This is a genomic window from Pseudomonas mosselii (assembly GCF_005796105.1).
Taxonomy (GTDB): Bacteria; Pseudomonadota; Gammaproteobacteria; order Pseudomonadales; family Pseudomonadaceae; genus Aquipseudomonas; species Aquipseudomonas mosselii_C.
In genome coordinates this window covers 805,592-826,816 of record NZ_VAUO01000001.1, presented here as the reverse complement: position 1 = coordinate 826,816, position 21,225 = coordinate 805,592, and the positions used below count along the sequence as shown (strand labels likewise).

General features: G+C 64.2%; 14 protein-coding genes and 1 pseudogene. 9 read left to right on the top strand and 6 right to left on the bottom strand.

All coding sequences use genetic code 11. The features are described 5' to 3' along the window. Window positions 1-2: 2 nt before the first annotated feature. From FEM01_RS03630 to FEM01_RS03605, 6 genes are all read left to right on the top strand, one after another. A complete protein-coding gene (locus FEM01_RS03630; RefSeq protein WP_138217899.1) occupies window positions 3-983 on the top strand; it encodes a glycosyltransferase in 981 nt (326 codons plus the stop codon). Between the two features lie 7 nt (window positions 984-990). Continuing rightward, window positions 991-1,968 (top strand): DUF535 family protein, encoded by a 978-nt coding sequence (locus FEM01_RS03625; RefSeq protein ID WP_138217898.1) that lies wholly within the window; start codon window positions 991-993, stop codon window positions 1,966-1,968. A 44-nt stretch (window positions 1,969-2,012) separates the two neighbouring features. Then, window positions 2,013-3,215 (top strand): glycosyltransferase, encoded by a 1,203-nt coding sequence (locus FEM01_RS03620; protein WP_138217897.1) that lies wholly within the window; start codon window positions 2,013-2,015, stop codon window positions 3,213-3,215. Beyond that, the gene (locus FEM01_RS03615) at window positions 3,212-4,402 is read left to right on the top strand and encodes a glycosyltransferase family 2 protein (protein WP_138217896.1); all 1,191 of its coding nucleotides are present in this window, start codon (window positions 3,212-3,214) and stop codon (window positions 4,400-4,402) included. Before FEM01_RS03620 ends, FEM01_RS03615 begins: the two co-directional genes overlap by 4 nt. Further along, on the top strand, window positions 4,399-5,142 hold the full coding sequence (locus FEM01_RS03610; RefSeq protein ID WP_138217895.1) for a WecB/TagA/CpsF family glycosyltransferase: 744 nt from the start codon (window positions 4,399-4,401) through the stop codon (window positions 5,140-5,142). The genes FEM01_RS03615 and FEM01_RS03610 overlap by 4 nt, the downstream gene beginning before the upstream one ends. 145 nt (window positions 5,143-5,287) lie before the next feature. Further along, window positions 5,288-6,712, top strand: coding sequence for an undecaprenyl-phosphate glucose phosphotransferase (locus FEM01_RS03605; RefSeq protein WP_138217894.1), 1,425 nt, complete (start codon window positions 5,288-5,290; stop codon window positions 6,710-6,712). A 54-nt stretch (window positions 6,713-6,766) separates the two neighbouring features. On the opposite strand, the gene FEM01_RS24620 is transcribed toward FEM01_RS03605, so the two are convergent. The 6 genes and pseudogenes from FEM01_RS24620 to FEM01_RS03580 all read right to left on the bottom strand — a co-directional run bounded on the left by FEM01_RS24620 (window position 6,767) and on the right by FEM01_RS03580 (window position 16,179). Beyond that, a complete protein-coding gene (locus FEM01_RS24620) occupies window positions 6,767-7,474 on the bottom strand; it encodes a methyl-accepting chemotaxis protein (protein WP_416782020.1) in 708 nt (235 codons plus the stop codon). Between the two features lie 153 nt (window positions 7,475-7,627). Further along, window positions 7,628-8,611, bottom strand: a pseudogene (locus FEM01_RS24615) (nitrate- and nitrite sensing domain-containing protein); the annotation flags it as partial. Between the two features lie 456 nt (window positions 8,612-9,067). Next, on the bottom strand, window positions 9,068-10,483 hold the full coding sequence (locus FEM01_RS03595; RefSeq protein ID WP_138217892.1) for an efflux transporter outer membrane subunit: 1,416 nt from the start codon (window positions 10,481-10,483) through the stop codon (window positions 9,068-9,070). Further along, complete coding sequence (locus FEM01_RS03590) at window positions 10,480-13,659, bottom strand: efflux RND transporter permease subunit (protein ID WP_138217891.1); 3,180 nt, start codon at window positions 13,657-13,659, stop codon at window positions 10,480-10,482. The genes FEM01_RS03595 and FEM01_RS03590 overlap by 4 nt, the downstream gene beginning before the upstream one ends. A 12-nt stretch (window positions 13,660-13,671) precedes the next feature. Further along, entirely contained in the window at window positions 13,672-14,913 is a 1,242-nt protein-coding gene (mexE, locus tag FEM01_RS03585) for a multidrug efflux RND transporter periplasmic adaptor subunit MexE (RefSeq protein WP_138217890.1), read from the bottom strand. Between the two features lie 219 nt (window positions 14,914-15,132). After that, window positions 15,133-16,179, bottom strand: coding sequence for a LacI family DNA-binding transcriptional regulator (locus FEM01_RS03580; protein ID WP_138217889.1), 1,047 nt, complete (start codon window positions 16,177-16,179; stop codon window positions 15,133-15,135). Between the two features lie 455 nt (window positions 16,180-16,634). Here FEM01_RS03580 and FEM01_RS03575 point away from each other — a divergent pair, with 455 nt between their 5' ends. From FEM01_RS03575 to mgrA, 3 genes are all read left to right on the top strand, one after another. Next, complete coding sequence (locus tag FEM01_RS03575; protein WP_240791722.1) at window positions 16,635-18,773, top strand: TonB-dependent receptor; 2,139 nt, start codon at window positions 16,635-16,637, stop codon at window positions 18,771-18,773. A 76-nt stretch (window positions 18,774-18,849) separates the two neighbouring features. Next, complete coding sequence (locus FEM01_RS03570) at window positions 18,850-20,184, top strand: LLM class flavin-dependent oxidoreductase (RefSeq protein ID WP_138217887.1); 1,335 nt, start codon at window positions 18,850-18,852, stop codon at window positions 20,182-20,184. Next, window positions 20,181-21,224: an L-glyceraldehyde 3-phosphate reductase gene (gene mgrA / locus FEM01_RS03565; RefSeq protein ID WP_138217886.1), complete on the top strand. Its 1,044-nt coding sequence runs from the start codon at window positions 20,181-20,183 to the stop codon at window positions 21,222-21,224. Before FEM01_RS03570 ends, mgrA begins: the two co-directional genes overlap by 4 nt. Window position 21,225 lies beyond the last annotated feature (1 nt).

Genomic DNA, 21,225 nt, shown 5'->3' with positions numbered 1-21,225 from the left:
CGATGAATACCACCGGGATTGGGGCCGTGGTCATCGGGCGTAACGAAGGCGAGCGTCTGGCTCGCTGCCTGGCGTCGTTGGTCAAGGCGGTCGAGCAGGTGGTGTATGTCGATTCTGGCTCCAGCGACGGTTCGGTGCAGCGCGCCGAAGCCCTGGGTGTCGAGGTCCTGGCACTGGACATGCGCACGCCGTTCACCGCCGCTCGCGCCCGTAACGAAGGTTTCGCCCGGTTGCAGTCGCTGCTGCCTAGCGTGCAACTGGTGCAGTTCGTCGATGGTGACTGCGAGGTGGTGCCGGGTTGGCTGGCATATGCCGCCGCGTTCCTGCACGCCCGCCCCGAGGTGGCGGTGGCCTGCGGTCGACGCCGCGAGCGCTTTGCGCAGCAGTCGGTGTACAACCTGCTGTGCGACCTGGAATGGGACACCCCCACGGGCGAGGCGCGTGCCTGTGGCGGCGATGCGTTGATGCGTGTGTCGGCGTTCGCGGCGGTGGGCGGCTACCGCCCCGGATTGATCGCCGGCGAAGAGCCCGAGCTGTGTGTACGCCTGCGCGCGGCGGGCTGGAAAATCTGGCGCCTGGACCATGAAATGACCCTGCACGATGCCGCCATGACCCGTTTTGGCCAATGGTGGCGGCGCAGCCTGCGCGCCGGCTACGCCTATGCGCAGGGGGCGTTTCTACATGGTGCGCCGCCTGAACGGCATTGGTTGCGCGAGTCGCGTCGGGCCTGGATGTGGGGCTTGGGGCTGCCGTTGCTGATCGCTCTGGCGTGCCTGCTGGTGGGGGGCTGGGGGTTGTCGTTGGCGGTGCTGTATCCGTTGCAAGTGCTGCGCCTGGCGCGCAAGGGGGCGCGTTCTCGGCGGGAGAACTGGGTGCAGGCGCTGTTCCTGGTGCTGGGCAAGTTTCCCGAGATGCTCGGGCAGCTCAGGTTCACCTGGCACCGGCTGGGCGCAGGCCAAGCCGTGCTGATTGAATACAAGTGAGAGGCCTATGTGGGTTAAAACCATCGTCAACAGCGTCCTGACCCTGCACCCCGGATACTCGGTGCGCGCGCTCAAGGACAGACTCAAGCTGGCCCTGAACATCCAGCGCCAATGGCCGCTGCTCAAGCCGTTTTTGCAGCGCATGCACGCAGCACTGGGCCAGGCACGTTTCGAACGGCTGGGGGTGGACTGCGTGGGCGTGGTGCACTGGCCGTATATCAGCAAGTCCTGGGATGCCGCCGAGCGCCTGGAGGCGGTGGCTTCGCACTACGAAGTGGTGGTCCACCAGCAGCCTCTGCTGCTGTTGCTGGGGCGTGACGAGCGCCTGCTGGTGTGCGACCTGTCGCAGTATTGCGCCGGATGCAGCGTGGTGCTGGACCGGGCGATCTGGTTCAAGCGCGAGGGGGAACTGGTACTCAACCTCTTCATGGGCGAGCTGCGCGTGGCCTCGCTGGCCTTCACCTTGCGCCGCACCCAGGAAGGCCTGTGCCTGTTCGTGGGGGCAGTGCAGGGCATTCACAAAGGCATCGACAGCGAGACGTCGCTGAACATCTACCGCGAGCTGACCAAGGATTTCGAAGGGTTGCGCCCGCGCAGCCTGCTGCTCGAAGTGCTCAAGTGCCTGGCCCGCAGCCTCGGGGTCGAGCACCTGTATGTGGTCAGCGACGCCTATCGTCATCACCGGCACGCCTATTTCGGCCAGGAAAAAGCCCTGGACCTTGCGGCCAACTACGATGTCATCTGGCTCGAAAACGGCGCCACGCCTGCGCAACGCGAGGGCTTTTTCAGCTTGCCGTTGGCCGCAGCGCAACGCGCGGCGCAAGACATCACGCCGAAGAAACGTGCCATGTATCGCCGCCGTCAGGCGCTGATGGATGAGGTATTCGCGCGCTTGCAAACGACGCTGGCAGCGCCGACCGCGCTGGCTGCCAAGGCCGATTGTGCTGCCGAGGGTACGGCGCCAGCGCTGCAAGGCGGCGAATGACGGGCAAGCGGCATCATCCATTCAAGGAACAAGGATCGAGGCTTATGCGCATTGCCTATTTCGTCAATCAGTACCCCAAGGTCAGCCACAGTTTCATCCGTCGCGAAATCCTCGCGCTGGAGCGTCAGGGCCTGGAGGTTCAGCGCTTTGCCCTGCGCGGCTGGGACGCCGCGCTGCAAGACCCTGAGGATCTGGCCGAGCGTGAACGGACCCGCTACGTGCTGCAGGACGGCCTCAAGGGCTTGCTGCGACCGGCGTTGAAGGCCTTGCGCGCGGCGCCCCGGCATTTTGCCCAGGCTGTGTGCCTGGCCTTGCGCATGGGCTGGCGCGCCGACCGGCCATGGCCGTACCACGTGGTCTACCTGCTTGAGGCCTGCCGCTTGCTGGAATGGCTAAAGGCCGCTGGCAGCACGCATGTGCACGCGCATTTCGGCACCAACTCGGCCGAAGTGGTGATGCTGGCCGCAGCCCTTGGCGGGCCTGCCTATAGCTTTACCGTGCATGGCCCGGAGGAGTTCGACAAACCGCAATTTCTGCACCTGGGCGAGAAAGTGCAGCGCGCAGCGTTCGTCGTCGCGGTCAGTGACTTCGGCCGCAGTCAGCTGTACCGCTGGGTGGCCCATGCGCACTGGGCCAAGGTCAAGGTGGTGCATTGCGGCCTGGAGCGCGCCTTCCACGCGGTAACCCCAGTGCCCGTGCCCGAGGTGCGGCGCCTGGTGTGTGTCGGGCGCTTGTGCGAGCAGAAGGGCCAGTTGTTGCTGGTCGAAGCTGCGCATCAACTGGCTCGACAAGGGCATCGCTTCGAACTGGTGCTGGCCGGCGATGGTGAGCTGCGCAAGCCGATCGAAGCGCTGGTCGCCCGCTATGGGCTGCAAGGTCAGGTGCGCATTACCGGCTGGATCAGCGGCGTGCAAGTGCGCGAGGAGTTGCTCGCCGCCCGCGCGCTGGTGTTGCCCAGCTTCGCCGAAGGGTTGCCGGTGGTGATCATGGAGGCCATGGCCCTGCGCCGGCCTGTGCTGACCACTTATGTGGCCGGTATTCCAGAGCTGGTACGCGCGGGTGAGAACGGCTGGCTGTTCCCGGCAGGCTCGGTGCAGGCGCTGGTCGAGGCCATCAGTGATTGCCTGGCGCAACCGGTCGATGCCTTGCAACGACTGGGCGAGGCGGCGTACCAGCGGGTGCTGCAACGCCACGACATCGACCACGAAGCGGCCAAGCTGGCCGCCCATTTCAGGGCATCCCCATGATCGATCTGCTGGCGTGGCTGTTCGCGGCACTGGCGCTGCTGGTGCTGTATCCGGTGCTGGTGTTGTTGCTTCAGGTGCTGCTGGCCTGCCTGCCGAGCCGACCAACGCCTGTGGCCGCAGGTCCGCGCGGGCCGGTGGCGGTGTTGGTGCCGGCGCATGATGAGGCGGCGGTCATCCGCACGACCCTGGCCAGCATCACTCCGCAGTTGCGCGAGGGCGACCGCCTGCTGGTGGTCGCCGACAATTGTGCCGACGACACCGCCGCGCTGGCGCGAGCTTTTGGCGCCGAGGTGGTGGAGCGTAACGACACTCAGCACCGTGGCAAAGGCTATGCATTGGATCATGGCGTGCGCTACCTAGCCGCCGATGCGCCGCAGGTGCTGGTGATCATCGACGCGGACTGCCAGGTGGGCGAGGGGGCCATCGAGCGCCTGGCGCGCTGCTGCCTGGCCAGCGCGCGGCCAGTGCAGGCTCTGTACCTGATGCACGCGCCGCCAGGCGCTGGGTTGCGGGTGTTGGTGGCTGAGTTCGCCTGGCGTGTGAAAAACCTAGTACGCCCACGCGGCTGGGCGCGGTTGGGCTTGCCATGCCAGTTGATGGGAGCGGGCATGGCGTTTCTCTGGCAAGACCTGGCGAAAGTGGAGTTGGCCAGCGGCCACTTGGTAGAAGATCTCAAGCTGGGCCTGGACTTTTGCCGTCACGCCAAGCCCCCGCTGTTCTGCCCTGAGGCGCGGGTCAGCAGCCAGTTCCCGAGCAGCGACGAGGGCCTGACCAGCCAACGCACGCGTTGGGAGCATGGCCACCTCGGTGTGGTACTGGCCGATGCGCCAGGCTTGCTGCTCGGGGCCTTGGTGCGAGGCAACGGGCGACTGCTGGCCATGGCCATCGACCTGATGGTGCCGCCCCTGGCCTTGCTGGCCCTGGTGCAGTTTGGGGTGCTGCTGCTGTGCTGGTTGGCCGGCTTGATCTTCGGGGTATGGGGTCCGGCCTGGCTGGCCGCAGCCGCACTGGCGTTGCTGGTAGTGGCGGTGGTGGTGGCCTGGGCGCGTTTTGCCCGCGAGCAGATCGCCTTTTCGGTGTTGCTGTACGCGCCGTTCTACGCGGCGAAAAAGATTCCCCTGTACGTGAGCTTCCTGGTACGTCGCCAGGTCGAGTGGGTGCGTTCCAAACGGGATGACCAGCCATGAACGATCACACCTGGCAGGCCCGTTGGACGTCTGTCCTCGACAGCCTGTATCTGATTCGCGACTCGGCGCACGGGCAGCAGGTGCTGGATACCCTGACCCAGCCTAAGGCGCCGACCGTGCTGGGGTTCGTCAATGCCCATGCCCTCAACCTGGTGGCGGGGAGTGCCGACTACGCGGTTTCGCTGGCCGCCGCCGATTGGTTGCTGCGTGACGGTTCGGGCATGGCCATCTTGCTGCGCAGGCTCGGCCGCGAACCTGGCCTGAATATGAATGGCACCGACCTGATCCCGTGTTTGCTGGGCGCTTACACAGGGCGGCGTGTGGCGTTCTGGGGCACCTGCGAGCCGTACTTGAGTCAGGCGGTGGCCCACTGTCGGGCGCGCTACGGGGTTGAGGTGGTGTCGGTGCACGACGGTTTCGCCGACACCGCCACTTACCTGGAAATGGCCAGGCGCCTACAGCCGGAACTGATCGTGCTGGGTATGGGCATGCCCAAGCAGGAGGCGGTGGCCGCGCAGTTGGCCGCCAACGGTGCGCCGTGCCTGATCGTGTGTGGTGGGGCGATCCTGGATTTTCTCGGTGGCAGGGTCAGCCGCGCGCCGCGCTGGTTGCGCCGGCTGGGTGGCGAATGGCTGTATCGGCTATTCAAAGAGCCGCGACGGCTGTTCATGCGCTATGTGGTGGGCAATCCGCTGTTCTTGCTGCGCGCACTGTTTTACCCGCGTTACAGACCACGCTGAAGGCGGGCTGCTGCTACAGTGATATCAACCGTCATGACACCCTGGAAATCCGCCGACAAGGCGCACTGCCGTGCACGTCGCCGGTGCGGTGATGCTTTGCTTGGCGCCAGGCGCTTGACGACGCTCACTTCGATGAGGCCTGACCATGGTGTTCGAACCCCGCAGCAGCCGCTCTTTGCTCCAGCGCCGAAGCAGTGTCAGCAACGCCATCCAGGCAGGCCTTGACGGCATCGCGGTGACTGGCGTGGCGTGGTACCTAATCTACGAACAGATCGGTTACCTGACCTCCGACTACGTGATCATGCTGTTGCTGCTGATTGGCGCACTGGCGGTGATCTACGACCACTACGCGATCTACCGCACCAACGTCGGTCTGACGGTCAAGGCGTTCCGCCTGTTCAAGGCGTGGTCGGCGACGTTCTGCTTCCTGGTGGTGATGGCGTTCCTGACCAAGCAGAGCGAAACCTATTCGCGGTTGTTGATGGCCGAGTTGTTCGTGATCGGTTATTTCGTGCAGTTGTTCCTGCACATTGCTGTACGCGAGGTGCAGAAGCGTTTCATGGCTCATGCCTACCGCATGGAGAACGCGCTGATCATCGGCGCCGGGGACTTGGCCAGTTTTCTGTACCAGAAGATCAGCAACAACCCGTGGCTGGGAGAGCGGGTGGTGGGGTGTGTGTTGCTCGATCCTGCCGGGCAGGGGGCGATTAGCACGGAGGAAACCCGGCAGCCCTTGCCGGTACTGGGCAAGATCGAGGACCTCGAAGCGATCGTCACCCTGCATGCCATCCGTACGGTGTACCTGGTGACGCCTCTGGCAGGCTCCGAGGTCATCAACGATGTCTACTTGAAGCTGCTGGAAAAGTGCATCGCGGTGAACTGGGTCCCGGATATCTTTTCCTTGCGCCTGATCAACCATAGCGTGCGCGAGATTGCCGGTATTCCGGTGCTGACCTTGTCCGAGACGCCGCTGACCGGCATGAGCCTGTTCCTCAAGAACCTCGAAGACCGCGTGTTGGCCGCACTGATCTTGCTGTGCATCTCGCCGCTGCTACTGGTGCTGGCGGTCGTGATCAAGCTCGACAGCCCAGGGCCTGTGTTCTTTCGCCAGGAGCGCATGGGCTGGACAGGGGAGTCGTTTCGGATCTGGAAGTTCAGGAGCATGAAGGTGCATCAGCCCGAGGATGGGGTGATTCGCCAGGCGCAGAAGAACGATCCGCGCCTGACCCGGATCGGCGCGTTCATTCGGCGCACCAGCCTGGATGAACTGCCGCAACTGTTCAACGTGCTCACTGGCGAGATGTCGTTGGTCGGGCCACGGCCACATGCGTTGCAGCACGATACGCAGTATTCGCAGGATATCTTCGACTACTTCGCCCGGCATAACATCAAGCCTGGGATGACGGGGTTGGCGCAGGTCCGCGGGTTCAGGGGCGAGACCAAGGACATTGCACAGATGATCCAGCGGGTGAACTCGGATATCGAGTACATCAACAATTGGTCGCTTTGGCTGGATTTCGTGATTCTGGTGCGCACGCTGAATGCGTTTACGGGGAAGCAGGCGTATTGAACGTGGACCTTGCCTGTGCGACGCAGGGGGCCGCAAGCGGCCCCCAAGCGTTGCTCAAGCCGTACGGAACCGGCTCACCAAGTTCTGCTGATGCTCCGCCAGGCGCGCCAGTTCCTGGCTGGTCACCGCCGTCTGCTGTGCGCCGGCGCTTACCTGAATCACCAGGTCGTTGATCTCGTTGACGTTGCGGTTGATGTCTTCGGACACCGAGCTTTGTTCCTCGGCCGCCGAAGCTATCTGGATGTTGCGGTCACTGATGCGCGCTACGCCTTCGGTAATCGACGCCAACAGCTCGCCGGCGCGGCCAACGCGGCTAGCGCCTGACTGCGCCTTGCCCAGTGTTTCGAGCATCGAGCTGCTGGCCCTGTCGGAGCCGGCCTGCAGGTTGCTGATCATCTGCTGGATATTGCCGGTCGACTCTTGGGTGCGCTGTGCCAGCGTGCGCACCTCTGAGGCCACCACCGCAAAACCACGGCCATGATCACCGGCACGGGCCGCTTCGATGGCCGCGTTCAACGCCAGCAGGTTGGTTTGATCGGCAATTCCGCGTATGACATCGAGCACCGAGGAAATCGCATCACTTTCCTGCTTGAGGTCATCGATGATGGCTGCGGTCTGCTCGGCCTGGCTCGACAGTTCACGAATCAAGTCGATGGTGCCGTCGACCTCGATACGGCCCTGGGTCGTGCTGGCGTGGATCTGCTGGGACAGGCTGGCGGCATCGGTGGTGCTCTGCGCCACCTCACGCACAGTGGCGCTCATTTGGTTGATGGCGGTGGCCACCAGCTCGGTGCTCTGGCGCTGCTGCTCGACGCTGCGACTGGTTTGCAGGGTCACTGCCGAGGATTCTTCGGCGGCTGTGGCAACCTGTGCGGTAGCGTTGCCGATCTCCTGGACGATGTCGGTCAGCTCGTTGGCCATGCGGTTGAGGTTTTCAGCGATCTGGCCGAACTCATCCTTGCTGCGGTAACCCGTGCGTGCGGTCAGGTCGCGGCGCGCCAGGCCGTCGAGGGCGGCATTGATGTCTTTGACCGCCATGCCGATGCTGCCGATGATCAGCCATGACAGCAGCGCGACCATCGCCAGGGCCAGCAAGGCGCCAGCGATGGTCAGCCACAGCGCCTGACTGGCTTCGCCACGGGCATCCTTGGCTAGGCGAGCGACGCTTTGTGCCAGCGCCTGTTCAACCTCGCCCATTTGATCAATGCGCTGGGTCGCGATTTCGAACCAGGCCTCAGGCTTGACCCCCAGTGCCTCGCCCAGCGGCCGTTCGAAGCCCAGGCGTTGGAGCTTGCCGACTTCTATCGCTGCCGGAGTCTGCTGGCTTTGCTGGTACTGGCTGAGCACCGCTGCGGGGGCCTTGCGCTGGAAGCTTTCGGCGTACGCGGTGAACTCGCCAAGGTTACGGCTAAAGCGCGACAACAGCGCAGCATCGAAGTGACCCTGGTTGAACGCAAGGCCGAGAAGCACGCGCTCGCGACCTGCGCGCTCTTTGAGTTCGATGAACTGGTTCAACGCGTTGAGGGCGTGCACGACCCCGGTGTTGCTGACGCGGTTTTCCAGGGAATGGGTGTAGCCGACCAGGGTCTTGATAATCTCGGTGTAGCGCGCGCCCGAGGCGGTGCTGTCGATGGCCAGTTTGTCGACCTGCTCACGCAGCGTTGCGAGGGTTTCGAGAGTGTTGTGCACGTTGGCGATGTCGGCGTCGTCAGCGGTTGGCAGGCGTCGCACCACGTCGATGGCTACGTCGCTTTCGCTGCGCATTTGCGCCAGACGATTGCCCATCGTCGCACCTCGGCTGCCGATGAACACACCGCTGGCACCGCGTTCGCGTTGCAGCAGCGTAATGAGCTGGCTCAACGACTGGGCGTTGCTGCTGGTGACGACAGTGTCCTGCATGTCGCGCAGCGTGCGGTAATTGTCGCCAATATAGACCGCGGTCAGCGCTATAAAACCCAGGAGTGGAAACAGGAGAATCAACAGCAATTTCAGGCGAAGCGGCGCATTGGTCAGCATCCTTCTGGCCTCGTAGGAAGTGGAAATGGAGGAGGGCGCCGCTGTCACGAAGGCATAATGGCGCATGGCTATTATTGTATGGTCGTTCAATTTAAAACCAAAAGCCGGCTGAATGTTTTGTTACATATCAATACTTTTGGTAACCGAGTCTCGTAGCTACTTGTTGCACACGGCTGCTGGTAGCCTGGCTCGCAGCCTTGCCGCGAGGGTTGTCAGGAGGCTGGCTGCTATCGCCGAGTCGCCCGAGAACCAAAAAAAAGCCCCGATAACCAAAGGCTATCGGGGCAAACGGTTGGGGGAGGTTCCAACCAAAGGAGCTTTCAATTCAAACCAAGCGCATCAGCGCAAACTGGCGACCTCAGCAGGCTGCCAGCCCCCGCCAAGGGCCTTGTAGATTGCAACGATCCCGCTATAAAGCTCGACTTCGCCTTGGGCCTGGGCATCCTCGGCGCTCAAGCGCTCGCGCTCGGCATCGAGCAACACCAGATAGTCCACGGTTCCCTCGCGATAGCGGATCGACGCCAGTTCTGCTGCCTTGCGACTAGCCTCGCTTTGACGCATCAACGCCAGCAGCCGCTGCTGCCGCTTGCCATAGTCGCTGAACGCATTCGAGGATTCCTCCAGCGCCAGCAGCACATGCTGCTCATAGCTGGCCAGTGCCCCTTCGGCATCGGCCTTGGCCCCACGCAGGCGAGCCCGCACACTGCCCAGGTCGAACGCCGCCCAGGTGATGCTAGGCCCCAGCGCCCAGGCATTGGCTGCCGATGAGCCGATCTGCGAGCCACGTGCGGCGGTAAAACCGAGGAACCCACTCAGGCTGACCCGTGGGAACAAATCGGCCGTGGCCACACCCACGTTCGCCGTCGCTGCTGCCAACTGGCGTTCGGCGCTGCGGATGTCCGGGCGGCGGCGCAGCAGCTCGCCAGGGTCGCCCACCGGCAACGACTTCGCGATTGCCGGCAGGGCCTTGGGCGACAAGTCCACGCTCAGCGCATCCGGGCGCTCACCGAGCAAGGTGGCGATGCGGTTCTTCGCGCGCACCTGTTCGGCTTGCAACTGCGGCACGGTCGCCTCGACACCCGCCAGGCGGGCGTCGGCGCGCACCACGTCGAGTTCGTTACCGACCCCGGTATCGCGCAGGGTGACGGTGATGTCCCGCGACTGCTGCTGGGTCTTGAGGTTGGCCAAGGCGATCTGCTCGCGCTGCTGCGCGCCGCGCAGTTGGCCATAAGCGTCCACCAGTTCCGCGATCAGACTCACCTGCAACTGCGCAAGGTCGGCCGCAGCGGCCGCCTCCTGCGCTTCGCTGGCCTCGATCTGGCGCTGGATGCGGCCGAACAGGTCAAGCTCCCAGGCCATGTCCAGGCCCAGGTCGTAACGCTCGCTGTTGACCCGTCGCTCGGTCTGGCCGGGGACCTGGCCCTTGCCCAGGTCGCTGCTGGCGCGGCTGGTGACCACCGGCAGCTGGTCGTTGGCGGCGTCATCGCGGATTGCCCGCGCCGATTTCAGTCGCGCGAACGCCACGCGCAGGTCACGGTTGCCGTCCAGCGATGCTTGCACCAACTGGTTCAGCACCGGGTCGTCGAACTGCTTCCACCACAGGCTTTCGAAGCGGCTGCGGTCGAACACCTGGGCTTGCTCGGCATTGTCCAGCTTGGCTGGTGCGGTGTCCGGGGTGTGATAGTCCGGGCCCACCGCGCAGGCCGCGAGGGCCAGCGCCAGCAGGCTCGGGGTCAGGGGTTTGAGCAGGTTCATGCGTGGTTCTCCAAAGCCGGTGCGTGTTCGGCCTTGCGGGCCTGGCGACGCTCGACGAAACGGCGGATCAGGAAGAAGAACACCGGCGTCAGGAACAAACCGAACACGGTCACCCCGATCATCCCCGAGAACACCGCCACACCCATGGCATGACGCATCTCGGAACCGGCGCCGGAGCTGAACACCAGCGGCACCACACCCATGATGAAAGCAATCGAAGTCATCAGGATCGGGCGCAGACGCAGGCGGCAGGCTTCCAGGACAGCCGCGAGGGGATCGAGGCCCTTGGCCTGTTCATCCTTGGCGAACTCGACGATCAGGATCGCGTTCTTGCACGCCAGGCCCACCAGTACGATCAGGCCGATCTGGGTGAAGATGTTGTTGTCGCCGCCGGAAACGATCACCCCGGTGATGGCCGACAGCAAGGTCATTGGCACGATCAGGATCACCGCCAGCGGCAGGCTCCAGCTCTCGTACTGGGCTGCCAGCACCAGGAACGCCAGCAGCACGCACAGTGGGAAGACGAACAGTGCCGTGTTACCCGAAAGAATCTGCTGGTAGGTCAGGTCGGTCCATTCGAAGGTCATGCCATTGGGCAACTCCTCCTTGAGCAGCTTCTCGATCGCCGCCTCGGCCTGGCCGGAGCTGTAGCCCGGTGCCGCCGCACCATTGATTTCGGCGGTGATGAAGCCGTTGTAGTGCATCACCCGGTCAGGGCCGGAGGTATCGCTGACCTTGAGGAAGGTCGCCAGCGGGATCATCTCACCGAGGTTGTTGCGCACTTTCAACTGGCCGATCTGCTCGGCGTCGAGGCGGAACTGCTGCTCAGCCTGGACGTTGACCTGGTAGGTCCGGCCAAAACGGTTGAAGTCGTTGGTGTACAGCGAGCCCAGGTAGACCTGCAGGGTGTCGAAGATATCGGTGATCGCTACGCCGTGGGTCTTGGCTTTTTCGCGATCGATGGCGGCATCGACCTGCGGCACGTTGACCTGGTAGCTGGTGAACAGCCCCGCCAGCTCCGGTACGTTGTGGCTCTTGGCAATGATGTTCTGGGTTTCCTTGTACAGCGCTTCGTAGCCCAGGTTGCCGCGGTCCTCGATTTGCAGGCGGAAGCCGCCGATGGTGCCCAGGCCTTGGACCGGTGGTGGCGGGAAGATCGCGATGTAGGCGTCCTGGATATCGGCGAACTGGGCATTGAGCGACGCGGCGATGGCCGCCGCCGACTGGCTTGGGTCCTTGCGCTCATCGAACGGCTTGAGCGGGGTGAACACGATGCCGCTGTTCGGGCTGTTGGTGAAACCGTTGATCGACAGGCCCGGGAATGCCACCGAGTCGGCTACGCCCGGTTGCTTGAGGGCGATTTCGCTCATGCGCTTGATCACCGCCTCGGTGCGGTCGAGGCTGGCCGCATCCGGCAACTGGGCGAAGGCCACCAGGTACTGCTTGTCCTGGGCCGGCACGAAACCGGTCGGGGTGGACGAAAAGCCCAGGTAGGTCAGGCCCATGAGGCCGGCATAGACGAACAGGGCGATGCCGCTGGAGCGGATGACCCGGCGCACGCCGCCGACGTAACCGTGGCTGGCGCGGTCGAAGAAGCGGTTGAACGGCGCGAACAGCCAGCCGCCCAGGAGCTTTTCCAGCAGGCGCGAGAAACGGTCCTTTGGCGCGTGGTGCTCCTTGAGCAGCACGGCGGCCAGGGCGGGCGACAGGGTCAGCGAGTTGAACGCCGAGATCACCGTGGAAATCGCGATGGTCAGGGCGAACTGCTTGTAGAACTGCCCGGTCAGGCCCGAGATGAACGCGGCAGGCACGAACACGGCGCACAGCACCAGGGCCGTGGCGATGATCGGGCCGGTCACTTCGCTCATGGCCTTTTGCGTGGCCTCAAGCGGCTTGAGCCCCAGGCCTATGTTGCGCTCGACGTTCTCCACCACCACGATGGCGTCGTCCACCACGATGCCGATGGCCAGCACCAGGCCGAACAACGACAGTGCGTTGAGCGAGAAGCCGAACAGATGCATCACCGCGAAGGTGCCGATCAGCGACACTGGTACGGCCATTAGCGGAATGATCGAGGCGCGCCAGGTTTGCAGGAACAGGATCACCACCAGCACCACCAGCACCAGCGCTTCGAACAGGGTGTGCACGACCGCTTCGATGGAACCGCGCACGAACACAGTCGGGTCATAGACGATGCTGTAGTCCATGCCCTCGGGGAAGTCCTTCTTCAGCTCGGCCATCTTCGCGCGCACTTCGTCGGAGATATCGATGGCGTTGGAGCCTGGGCGCTGGAAGATCGGAATGGCCACCGCCGGCTGGTTGTTCAGCAGCGAGCGTAAGGCGTACTGGCTGGAGCCGAGTTCGACCCGGGCGATGTCCTTCAGGCGCGTGATCTCGCCATCGGCCCCGGCACGAATGATGATGTTCTCGAACTCTTCTTCGTTGACCAGGCGGCCTTGGGTGTTGATCGACAGCTGGAAGCTGGTGCTGCCAGGGGCGGGCGGGGCGCCCAACTGGCCTGCCGCGACCTGGCGGTTCTGCTCGCGGATCGCCGCCACCACGTCGCTGGCGGTCAGGTTACGCGAGGCGGTCTTGTTCGGGTCGAGCCACACGCGCAGCGAGTAGTCGCCCATGCCGAACAGTTGCACATCACCCACGCCGCCCAGGCGCGCCAGTTCATCCTTGATGTTGAGGATGGCGTAGTTGGAGAGGTAGAGCATGTCGTAGCGTTTATCCGGCGAGGTCAAGTGCACGACCATGGTCAGGTCGGGCGAGGCCTTGTCGACGGTTATACCGATCCGGGTCACTTCTTCCGGCAGTTTTGGCTGGGTCCGGGTGACGCGGTTCTGCACTTGCACCTGCGCGTTGTCCAGGTCGGTGCCCAGGGCAAAGGTAATGGTCAGCGTCAGTTTGCCGTCGGCGGTGGATTGCGAGGACATGTACAGCATGTTCTCGACACCGGTGATCGCCTGCTCCAGGGGCGCGGCGACCGTCTCGCCGATCACCTTGGGGTTGGCGCCGGGGAAGTTGGCACGCACCACCACGGTCGGCGGCACCACTTCTGGGTATTCGCTGATCGGCAGCTGGAACAGCGAGATCGAACCTGCGATCAGCAGCACCAGCGACAGCACCGCGGCGAAGATTGGCCGGGTAATGAAGAATTTCGAGAAGTTCATCGGTGTTGTCCCTTAACCGCGTGGCGCTTGGGCGCTGGCGACTTTGACATTGGCACCCGCCACCTTCGGTGCCGGGTTGCTGGCTTCGAGGGCCTGGCGCTGCTGGGCGAGGGCGGCGAGGGTCTGTTCGCTGGCCATCGGGGTTTCTTCAGGGGTGACCTGCGAGCCCGGGCGTACCCGTTGCAGGCCCTTGACCACGATGCGGTCCTCCTTGGCCAAGCCACTGCGCACGATGCGCAGGCCTTCAAGCTTCGGCCCCAGCTCCACGTTGCGGTAGTTGGCCTTGTTGTCCTTGTCCATCACCAGCACGAACTTCTTGCCAAGGTCGGTGCCGACCGCTTCGTCGTTGATCAGCACCGCGTCGTATTGCGCGCTGCCGACCAGTTTCAGGCGTGCGTACAGGCCTGGGGTGAACTGACCGTCGCGGTTGTCGAACACGGCGCGGCCACGGATGGTGCCGGTGCGTGGGTTGACCTGGTTATCGACGAAGTTCATCTGGCCCAGGTGTGGGTTGCCGGTCTCGTTGGTCAGGCCCAGGTACACCGGGGTGCTCTGGCCGCGCTGGCCTTCGCGGGCCAGCTGGGTGTACTTGAGGTACACGCGCTCGTCGGCGTCGAAGTAGGCGTAGACCTTGTCGGTAGAGACCACGCTGGTCAGCGCGGTGACGTCGGCGGTGACGATGTTGCCGGCGGTGAACTGGGCGCGGCTGACGCGGCCGCTGATGGGCGAAGTCACGCGGGTGAAGCTCAGGTTCAGGCGCGCCAGGTCCAGTTGGGCCTGGATCGCATCGACCCCGGCGCGGGCTTCGGCGGCAGCGCTGCTGCGCGACTCGGCAAGCTCGGCGGAGATCGCATTGCTGTCACGCAGGCGTTCGCCACGGCGGGCTTCGTTGGCGCTGCGCTGGGCGCTGGCCTTGGCTTGTTGCAGCTGCGCTTCGAGGCGGCGCACTTCAGCCTGGAACGGACGCGGGTCGATCTGGAACAACAGGTCGCCTTTTTTTACCCGAGCCCCTTCGGTGAACGCGACTTGGTCGATCTGGCCGGAGACCCGTGGACGTACCTCGACGGTTTCCGGCGCTTCCAGGCGGCCGGTGAACTCGTCCCATTCATTGATTGGCTGCTCGATGACCTTGGCCACACTGACCTTGGGCGCGGCGGGAGCCTGCACGGCGTCGGGGGTACGACCGCATGCGCTGAGCACCACCACTGCCAGGGCAGCGAGGGGAAAGCGCAAGGGTTTGAGTGAGTGATCCATGGAGAACTCCGCCAATGTATTGATAGTGGGCGGAGTGTGAGTGTCTTGCGCGTGACGCACGAATCGAACGCAGCGAAGGTTATTATCACGCGCAATGATATCAGCGTGGTTGGTATCGATAGCGGCATATGATGGACGTCACTGAACGGTCGCTTGCCGACATGAGGTTTTTCAGGGTCTCCCTTTATGTTCCTCCCGGTCGCCCCCGTGCAGGCAGGTTCAGGCACTTTCCCTGGCCACCAGCTCACATCTGAGCAGGTTCAGGCGCGGCACCTCGTTGTCACAGGGCGCCACCCCCAGATGTTGCAGCACGCGCATCGCCGCCACCTCACCGATCTCGCGCGAGGGCGGGCGCAAGGTGGTCAGGCTGGGCAGCAGCATTTCAGCGAAGGCGTAGTCGCCAAAGCCCATCACCGCCATGTCCTGGGGCAGGCGCAGCCCGGCGCGCTGCCCGGCCAGCAGGGCACCAGCGGCAAGGTTGTCGTTGGCGAAGATGATCGCATCGGGCCTTGGGCTGCGGCGGATCAGCGCCTCCATGGCCTGGCGCCCAGCTTCGAAAGGCGCGGTCTCGGCTGAGGGTACGAACACCCAGGGTTCAAGGCCGGCTGCGCGCAGGGTGTGCGCATAGCCGTCGCGTCGCTCCAGTGCGCTGTAGTCGGCGGCGACACTGTTTTGCACGAAGGCAATCCGCCGATGCCCCTTGTCCAGAAGATAGCGACAGGCCTGTACCCCCACCTCGAAGTGCAGGAAACCTACCTGCAACGGCGTGCGCTCAGGTACATAGTCCCAGATTTCCACCACCGGTACGTCGGCGTCGGCGAGCATCTTTTCGGTGGCCGGGCTGTGGAAATGGCTGGTCACTACCAGGGCTGCCGGCGACCACCCCAGAAAGGCCCGCACGGCGCTTTCTTCCTGGGCTTCGCTGAAGTAGCTGGAGGCCAGCAACAACTGATAGCCATGCCGGCCCAAGGTGTCGCTGAACGCCTGGATGGTCTGGGCGAAGATTGGCCCGGAAATGTTCGGGATGACCATCCCGACAATACGCCCGCGTGCCGAGGCCAGGCCTCCGGCCACCAGGTTGGGCACGTAGCCCAGTTGCTGCACCGCCGCCTGGATACGCTCGCGCAGCGGCCCGGAGACCTGCTCGGGCTGGTTGAAATAGCGCGACACGCTGATCGCCGAAACCTCGGCCACACGGGCCACTTCGGCAAGAGTGACGCGCCCGGCGCCGCGGCGTTTGCGTGGGGTATCGCGGGGTGCGCTCACAACGCGTCTCCTGTCATCAGAGCATGATGGGCCAACAACGATCCTGTGGGCGCGGGTTCACCGGAGTGCCGGACCACCGCGAAGCAGGCAACGCGGTACATGGCACCGGCTGCGCCGTTGTTCGCGGGTGAACCCGTTCCCACAAGATCATTGTTGACCATGAAAGCGCGATGTTAGCGCTAACTTGCAGCTACTTCATAAATACCAAAAAAGCATATAAATCGCATTTTTTAGTATTTGACCTGCAAAAAAGGCCCCCTGATACTTCACCGTGTTAGCGCTACCAAGCGCTGCTGTCGGCAAGCGCCTGCCACTCGCACGAGCGAGACCAGACAACCACAGCCTCCCTAATCGTCTGGTCTTTCAGGGCAGTAAGCATCATGCACAAAAGCCGTACTCCGTCTTCTCCGAACCTTCGTCGTGGGCCGTTGGCCACCGCTGTATTGCTGGCCGCCATGGGGCAGGGCGCCCAGGCGGCGCAGCCTGAGCACACCGAGGAGCCTGCCGCCCTGGAGGCGGTCACGGTCACTGCCACACGCCGCGAGGCACCGTTGCAGAAAGTGCCGGTGGCCGTGTCGGTGGTCGAGGGCGAGCAACTGGAGCGCGACAACCGCAACAATGTCGCCAGCATCGTCCAGCAAGTGCCTACCCTCAACTACCGCGCCGGCGCCTCGAACAAGGACACGTCGCTCTTCATTCGAGGCGTGGGCACCATCTCCACATCGCCCGGCGTCGAGCCGACCGTAGCTACGGTGGTGGACGGCGTGGTGTTCGGCCGTCCCGGCCAGTCCACCCTCGACCTGCTGGATCTGGAGCGCATCGAAGTGTTGCGTGGCCCGCAGGGCACGCTGTTCGGCAAGAACGCCTCGGCTGGCGTGCTTAATGTGGTCAGCAAGGCCATCCCCGAGCAGACCCACGGCTATGTGGACTACTCGCACTTTGGCGGCGGCGATGAAAACCGCCTGCGCTTCGGTATCGGCGGTCGCTTGAGCGAACAGTTCAAGGGCTCGTTGAGCACGCTATGGGGTGATTACGACGGCAATGTCGAGAACCTCGCCAACGGCCATGACGTCAACGGCTATGCGCGCAAGGGCGTGCGCGGCAAGCTGGAGTTCGAGCCCAGCGAAGACCTGCGCCTGACCTTGATCGCCGACTACATGAAAGGCGAGGACACCCTGCCCAGCGGTGTGGTGACCAAGGCCAGCACCGCTTTCACCAACCAGCTTGGCGCGGTCGTGCCGAGTGCGCACAACCGCGATATCAGCAGCGACTACAAGACCCACGTGATCGATGAGAACCAAGGCTTGTCGGCGCAACTGGACTGGCAACTGGGCGACTACACCCTGACCTCGATCAGCGCCTGGCGCGGCTGGGACAACACCCAGTACCAGGATGGCGACCGCCGTGCGCTGCTGCCCGTCACAGCCTCGCATGACAAGGGCACGTTGGACTACGACCAATACAGCCAGGAGTTTCGCCTGACCTCGCCCAAGGGGCAGTTCAACGAATACGTGCTCGGCGCTTTCTATATGCACGGCACCTCCAACGAGGTGTACCAGCGCCTGTCGGTCAACGGCGGTGTGTCCAACAACGGCCGTGCTGACTACTCCACCACCAATGACAGCGTGGCGCTGTTCGGCGAGAACACCTTCAACTTCACCGACGATTTTCGCGCGATCTTCGGCCTGCGCTGGACCCACGACGACCTGGAGTACGACCACCGCCGAGTCTCGACCTCGGCCACGGCGGTCACCGGTATCCAGCCATCGACGGCAAGCTCGGGGGCGGTGGATGAAGACGGCTGGAGCGGTCGCACCGGCCTGCAATACGACTTCAACGATAACCTCACCGGTTACGTCACCTATTCACGTGGCTACAAAGGCCCGGCCTACAACGTGTTCTTCAACATGCAGCCGCGTGACACTGGCGCGCTCAAGCCAGAGACCTCCGATGCCTACGAGATCGGCCTCAAGAGCACCGCTCTGGACAACCGCCTGGTGGCCAACCTTGCGCTGTTCCACACCGACTACGACAACTACCAGGCCAACTTCTTCGACACCGTGGCCAACCAGGTGGTGACCCGTCTGGTCAACGCCGGCAAGGTCAAGACCCAGGGCGTTGAGCTGGACGCCAGCTTCCAGGCCACCCGCCAGCTCAAGCTGTCGGCGGCGCTGGCCTATACCAAGGCGCGGGTTGACCACTTCAACTGCCCAGCCGGCGCTGCCGCCAACTGCGACATCGACGGTGGCCGCCTGCCGTTCACCCCGGACTGGAAAAGCTACGTACGCGCCGACTACAGCATCGCGCTGGATAACGGCCTGGACCTGGAGCTGTCCAGCGACTTCAACTGGCAGGACGCTGTGCAGTTCAGCCTCGACCAGAACCCCGACACCGTGCAGGGCGCCTACGGCATCTGGAACGCCAGCATCGCCCTGGCCGACTACAACGACGGCTGGCGTGTAGCACTGCTGGGCAAGAACCTGGGCGACAAGTCGTATGCGCAGATGCTGGCCAGTGGTGGCGACTACATCTACCGCGCAGTGCCACGCGATGACGGGCGCTACTTCGGCGTGCAACTGCGCAAGGATTTCTGACGCTTGCAGCCCTGTCGCGCAGCCATCACCCGCTCGCGACAGGCCCCTGACCGCCTCACATTACCTGGGAGCAATCATGGCCACTCGCCAACTCAGCCTCGGTGCCTTCCTCATGGCCACCGGGCACCACGTCGCCGCCTGGCGCCACCCGGACGTGCCGGCCGATCCGCTGGACTTCGCCACCTACCGCCGCGCGGCGCAGATCGCCGAGAACGCGTGCTTCGATGCCTTGTTCGTCGCCGACAGCGTCGCCGCTCCCAGCGATGCCCTGGCCAGCCACAGCGCCCGCTCGGTGTACTTCGAACCGCTCACCTTGTTGTCGGCGCTGAGCGCGGTGACCGAGCGCATCGGCCTGATCGCCACCGCCACCACCAGCTACAACGAGCCGTACCACGTGGCACGCAAGTTCGCCTCACTCGATCATCTGTCGGGCGGGCGTGCGGGTTGGAACCTGGTGACCTCCGACGCCGCCGCCGAGGCCGGCAACTTTGGCCGCGACGGGCATATCGCGCATGCTCAGCGCTATGCCCGCGCCCGAGAGTTCCAGCAGGTGGTACAAGGGCTGTGGGACAGCTGGGCCGACGACGCCTTCCTGCGCGACAAGGTCGACGGACAGTTCCATCGGCCCGATGCTGTGCGTGCACTGGAACATGCCGGCGAGCATTTTCGGGTCAAGGGACCGCTGAACGTTGCGCGCTCGCCCCAGGGGCGACCAGTGCTGGTGCAGGCCGGCTCCTCCGAGACAGGTCGGGAGCTGGCTGCCGAGAGCGCCGAAGTGGTGTTCACGGCACAACCCTCGCTGGCCGCTGCACAGGCGTTTTACGCCGATCTCAAAGGCCGCCTGGCTCGCCATGGCCGCAGCGAGGATGACCTGAAGATCATGCCCGGTGTGTACGTGGTTGTCGGGCACACCGAGGCCCAAGCCCAGGACAAGGCCGAGCAGTTCCAACGCCTGGTGGAGCCGCGCGTAGGTGTCGCGCTGCTGGGCCGCATGCTCGGCAACTTCGACCTGTCCGGCTACCCGCTGGACGGCCCGCTGCCTGAACTGCCACCCACCGAGGACGGCCAGCGCAGCCGCCAGCAGTTGCTGACCGAGTTGGCCGGTAGCGAGCGCCTGACCCTGGCCGAGCTGGGCCAACGCATCGCCGGTGGCCGCGGGCACTTCAGCCTGGTCGGCACCCCGGCGCAGATCGCCGATCAGTTGCAGGCCTGGTTCGAAGGCCGCGCCGCCGATGGTTTCAACATCCTGGTGCCGCACCTGCCGCAAGGGCTGGAGGATTTCGCCGAGCTGGTGGTGCCCGAACTGCAACGCCGTGGGCTGTTCCGCACCCAGTACCAGGGCCGCACCCTGCGTGAGCACCTGGGCCTGCGCCGTCCCGCCAATCCTCACTTCGAACGAGAGCACCCATGACCTACCTTGCCAACCCTGAGCGCTACGCGCGCATGCCTTATCGCCGAGTCGGCCGCAGCGGCCTGGTGCTGCCGGCCCTGTCGCTGGGCCTGTGGCACAACTTCGGCGACGCCACCCCCATCGACACCCAGCGCGCTCTGCTGCGCACCGCCTTCGACGTCGGCATCAACCATTTCGACCTGGCCAACAACTATGGGCCGCCCTACGGTAGCGCCGAGATCAACTTCGGCCGCCTGCTGCGCGAAGACCTGCGCGCCTACCGCGACGAGCTGATTATTTCCAGCAAGGCCGGCTGGGATATGTGGCCAGGGCCGTACGGGCAGGGCGGCAGCTCGCGCAAGTATCTGCACGCCAGCCTCGACCAGAGCCTCAAGCGCCTGGATTTGGACTACGTCGATATCTTCTACTCGCACCGATTTGACTCCGACACGCCACTGGAAGAAACCGCCATCGCCCTGGCCGACATCGTGCGCCAGGGCAAGGCGTTGTACATCGGCATATCCTCGTACTCAGCGGGCAAGACCCAGGAAATCGCGGCGTTGCTGAATGAGTTGAAGGTGCCACTGCTGATCCACCAGCCGTCCTACAACCTGTTCAACCGCTGGATCGAAGGCGCACTGCTGGATACCACCGAGCAGGCCGGTGTCGGGGTGATCGTGTTCACCGCCTTGGCCCAGGGCCTGCTCAGCGACAAGTACCTCGACGGCATACCGGCCGATGCCCGGGTCAACCGTGCGGGGGGTGCTTCGCTACTGCCGGAGCACTTGAGCGAGGCCAACCTGGCGCGCGCTCGGGCACTCAACGAGATCGCCCGACGTCGCGGCCAAAGCTTGGCCCAGCTGGCCCTGGCCTGGACTCTGCGTGACAGCCGGGTGACCTCGGCGCTGATCGGTGCCAGTCGGCCCGAGCAGATCATCGAGAACGTCGCGGCCTTGGACAACCTTACTTTTACCGCCGAGGAACTGGCCGAAATCGACCAGCATGCCGTGGAGGGTGGGATCAACCTCTGGGAAAAACCCTCGACCGACTGGAAGGAGTAAG

Bases quoted from the DNA above. Each gene is read 5' to 3' on its own strand.
- FEM01_RS03630 (WP_138217899.1), top strand. From the start codon at position 3: ATGAATACCACCGGGATTGGGGCCGTGGTCATCGGGCGTAACGAAGGC.
- FEM01_RS03625 (WP_138217898.1), top strand. From the start codon at position 991: ATGTGGGTTAAAACCATCGTCAACAGCGTCCTGACCCTGCACCCCGGA.
- FEM01_RS03620 (WP_138217897.1), top strand. From the start codon at position 2,013: ATGCGCATTGCCTATTTCGTCAATCAGTACCCCAAGGTCAGCCACAGT.
- FEM01_RS03615 (WP_138217896.1), top strand. From the start codon at position 3,212: ATGATCGATCTGCTGGCGTGGCTGTTCGCGGCACTGGCGCTGCTGGTG.
- FEM01_RS03610 (WP_138217895.1), top strand. From the start codon at position 4,399: ATGAACGATCACACCTGGCAGGCCCGTTGGACGTCTGTCCTCGACAGC.
- FEM01_RS03605 (WP_138217894.1), top strand. From the start codon at position 5,288: ATGGTGTTCGAACCCCGCAGCAGCCGCTCTTTGCTCCAGCGCCGAAGC.
- FEM01_RS24620 (WP_416782020.1), bottom strand. From the start codon at position 7,474: ATGAGCGCCACTGTGCGTGAGGTGGCGCAGAGCACCACCGATGCCGCC.
- FEM01_RS03595 (WP_138217892.1), bottom strand. From the start codon at position 10,483: ATGAACCTGCTCAAACCCCTGACCCCGAGCCTGCTGGCGCTGGCCCTC.
- FEM01_RS03590 (WP_138217891.1), bottom strand. From the start codon at position 13,659: ATGAACTTCTCGAAATTCTTCATTACCCGGCCAATCTTCGCCGCGGTG.
- mexE (WP_138217890.1), bottom strand. From the start codon at position 14,913: ATGGATCACTCACTCAAACCCTTGCGCTTTCCCCTCGCTGCCCTGGCA.
- FEM01_RS03575 (WP_240791722.1), top strand. From the start codon at position 16,635: ATGGGGCAGGGCGCCCAGGCGGCGCAGCCTGAGCACACCGAGGAGCCT.
- FEM01_RS03570 (WP_138217887.1), top strand. From the start codon at position 18,850: ATGGCCACTCGCCAACTCAGCCTCGGTGCCTTCCTCATGGCCACCGGG.
- mgrA (WP_138217886.1), top strand. From the start codon at position 20,181: ATGACCTACCTTGCCAACCCTGAGCGCTACGCGCGCATGCCTTATCGC.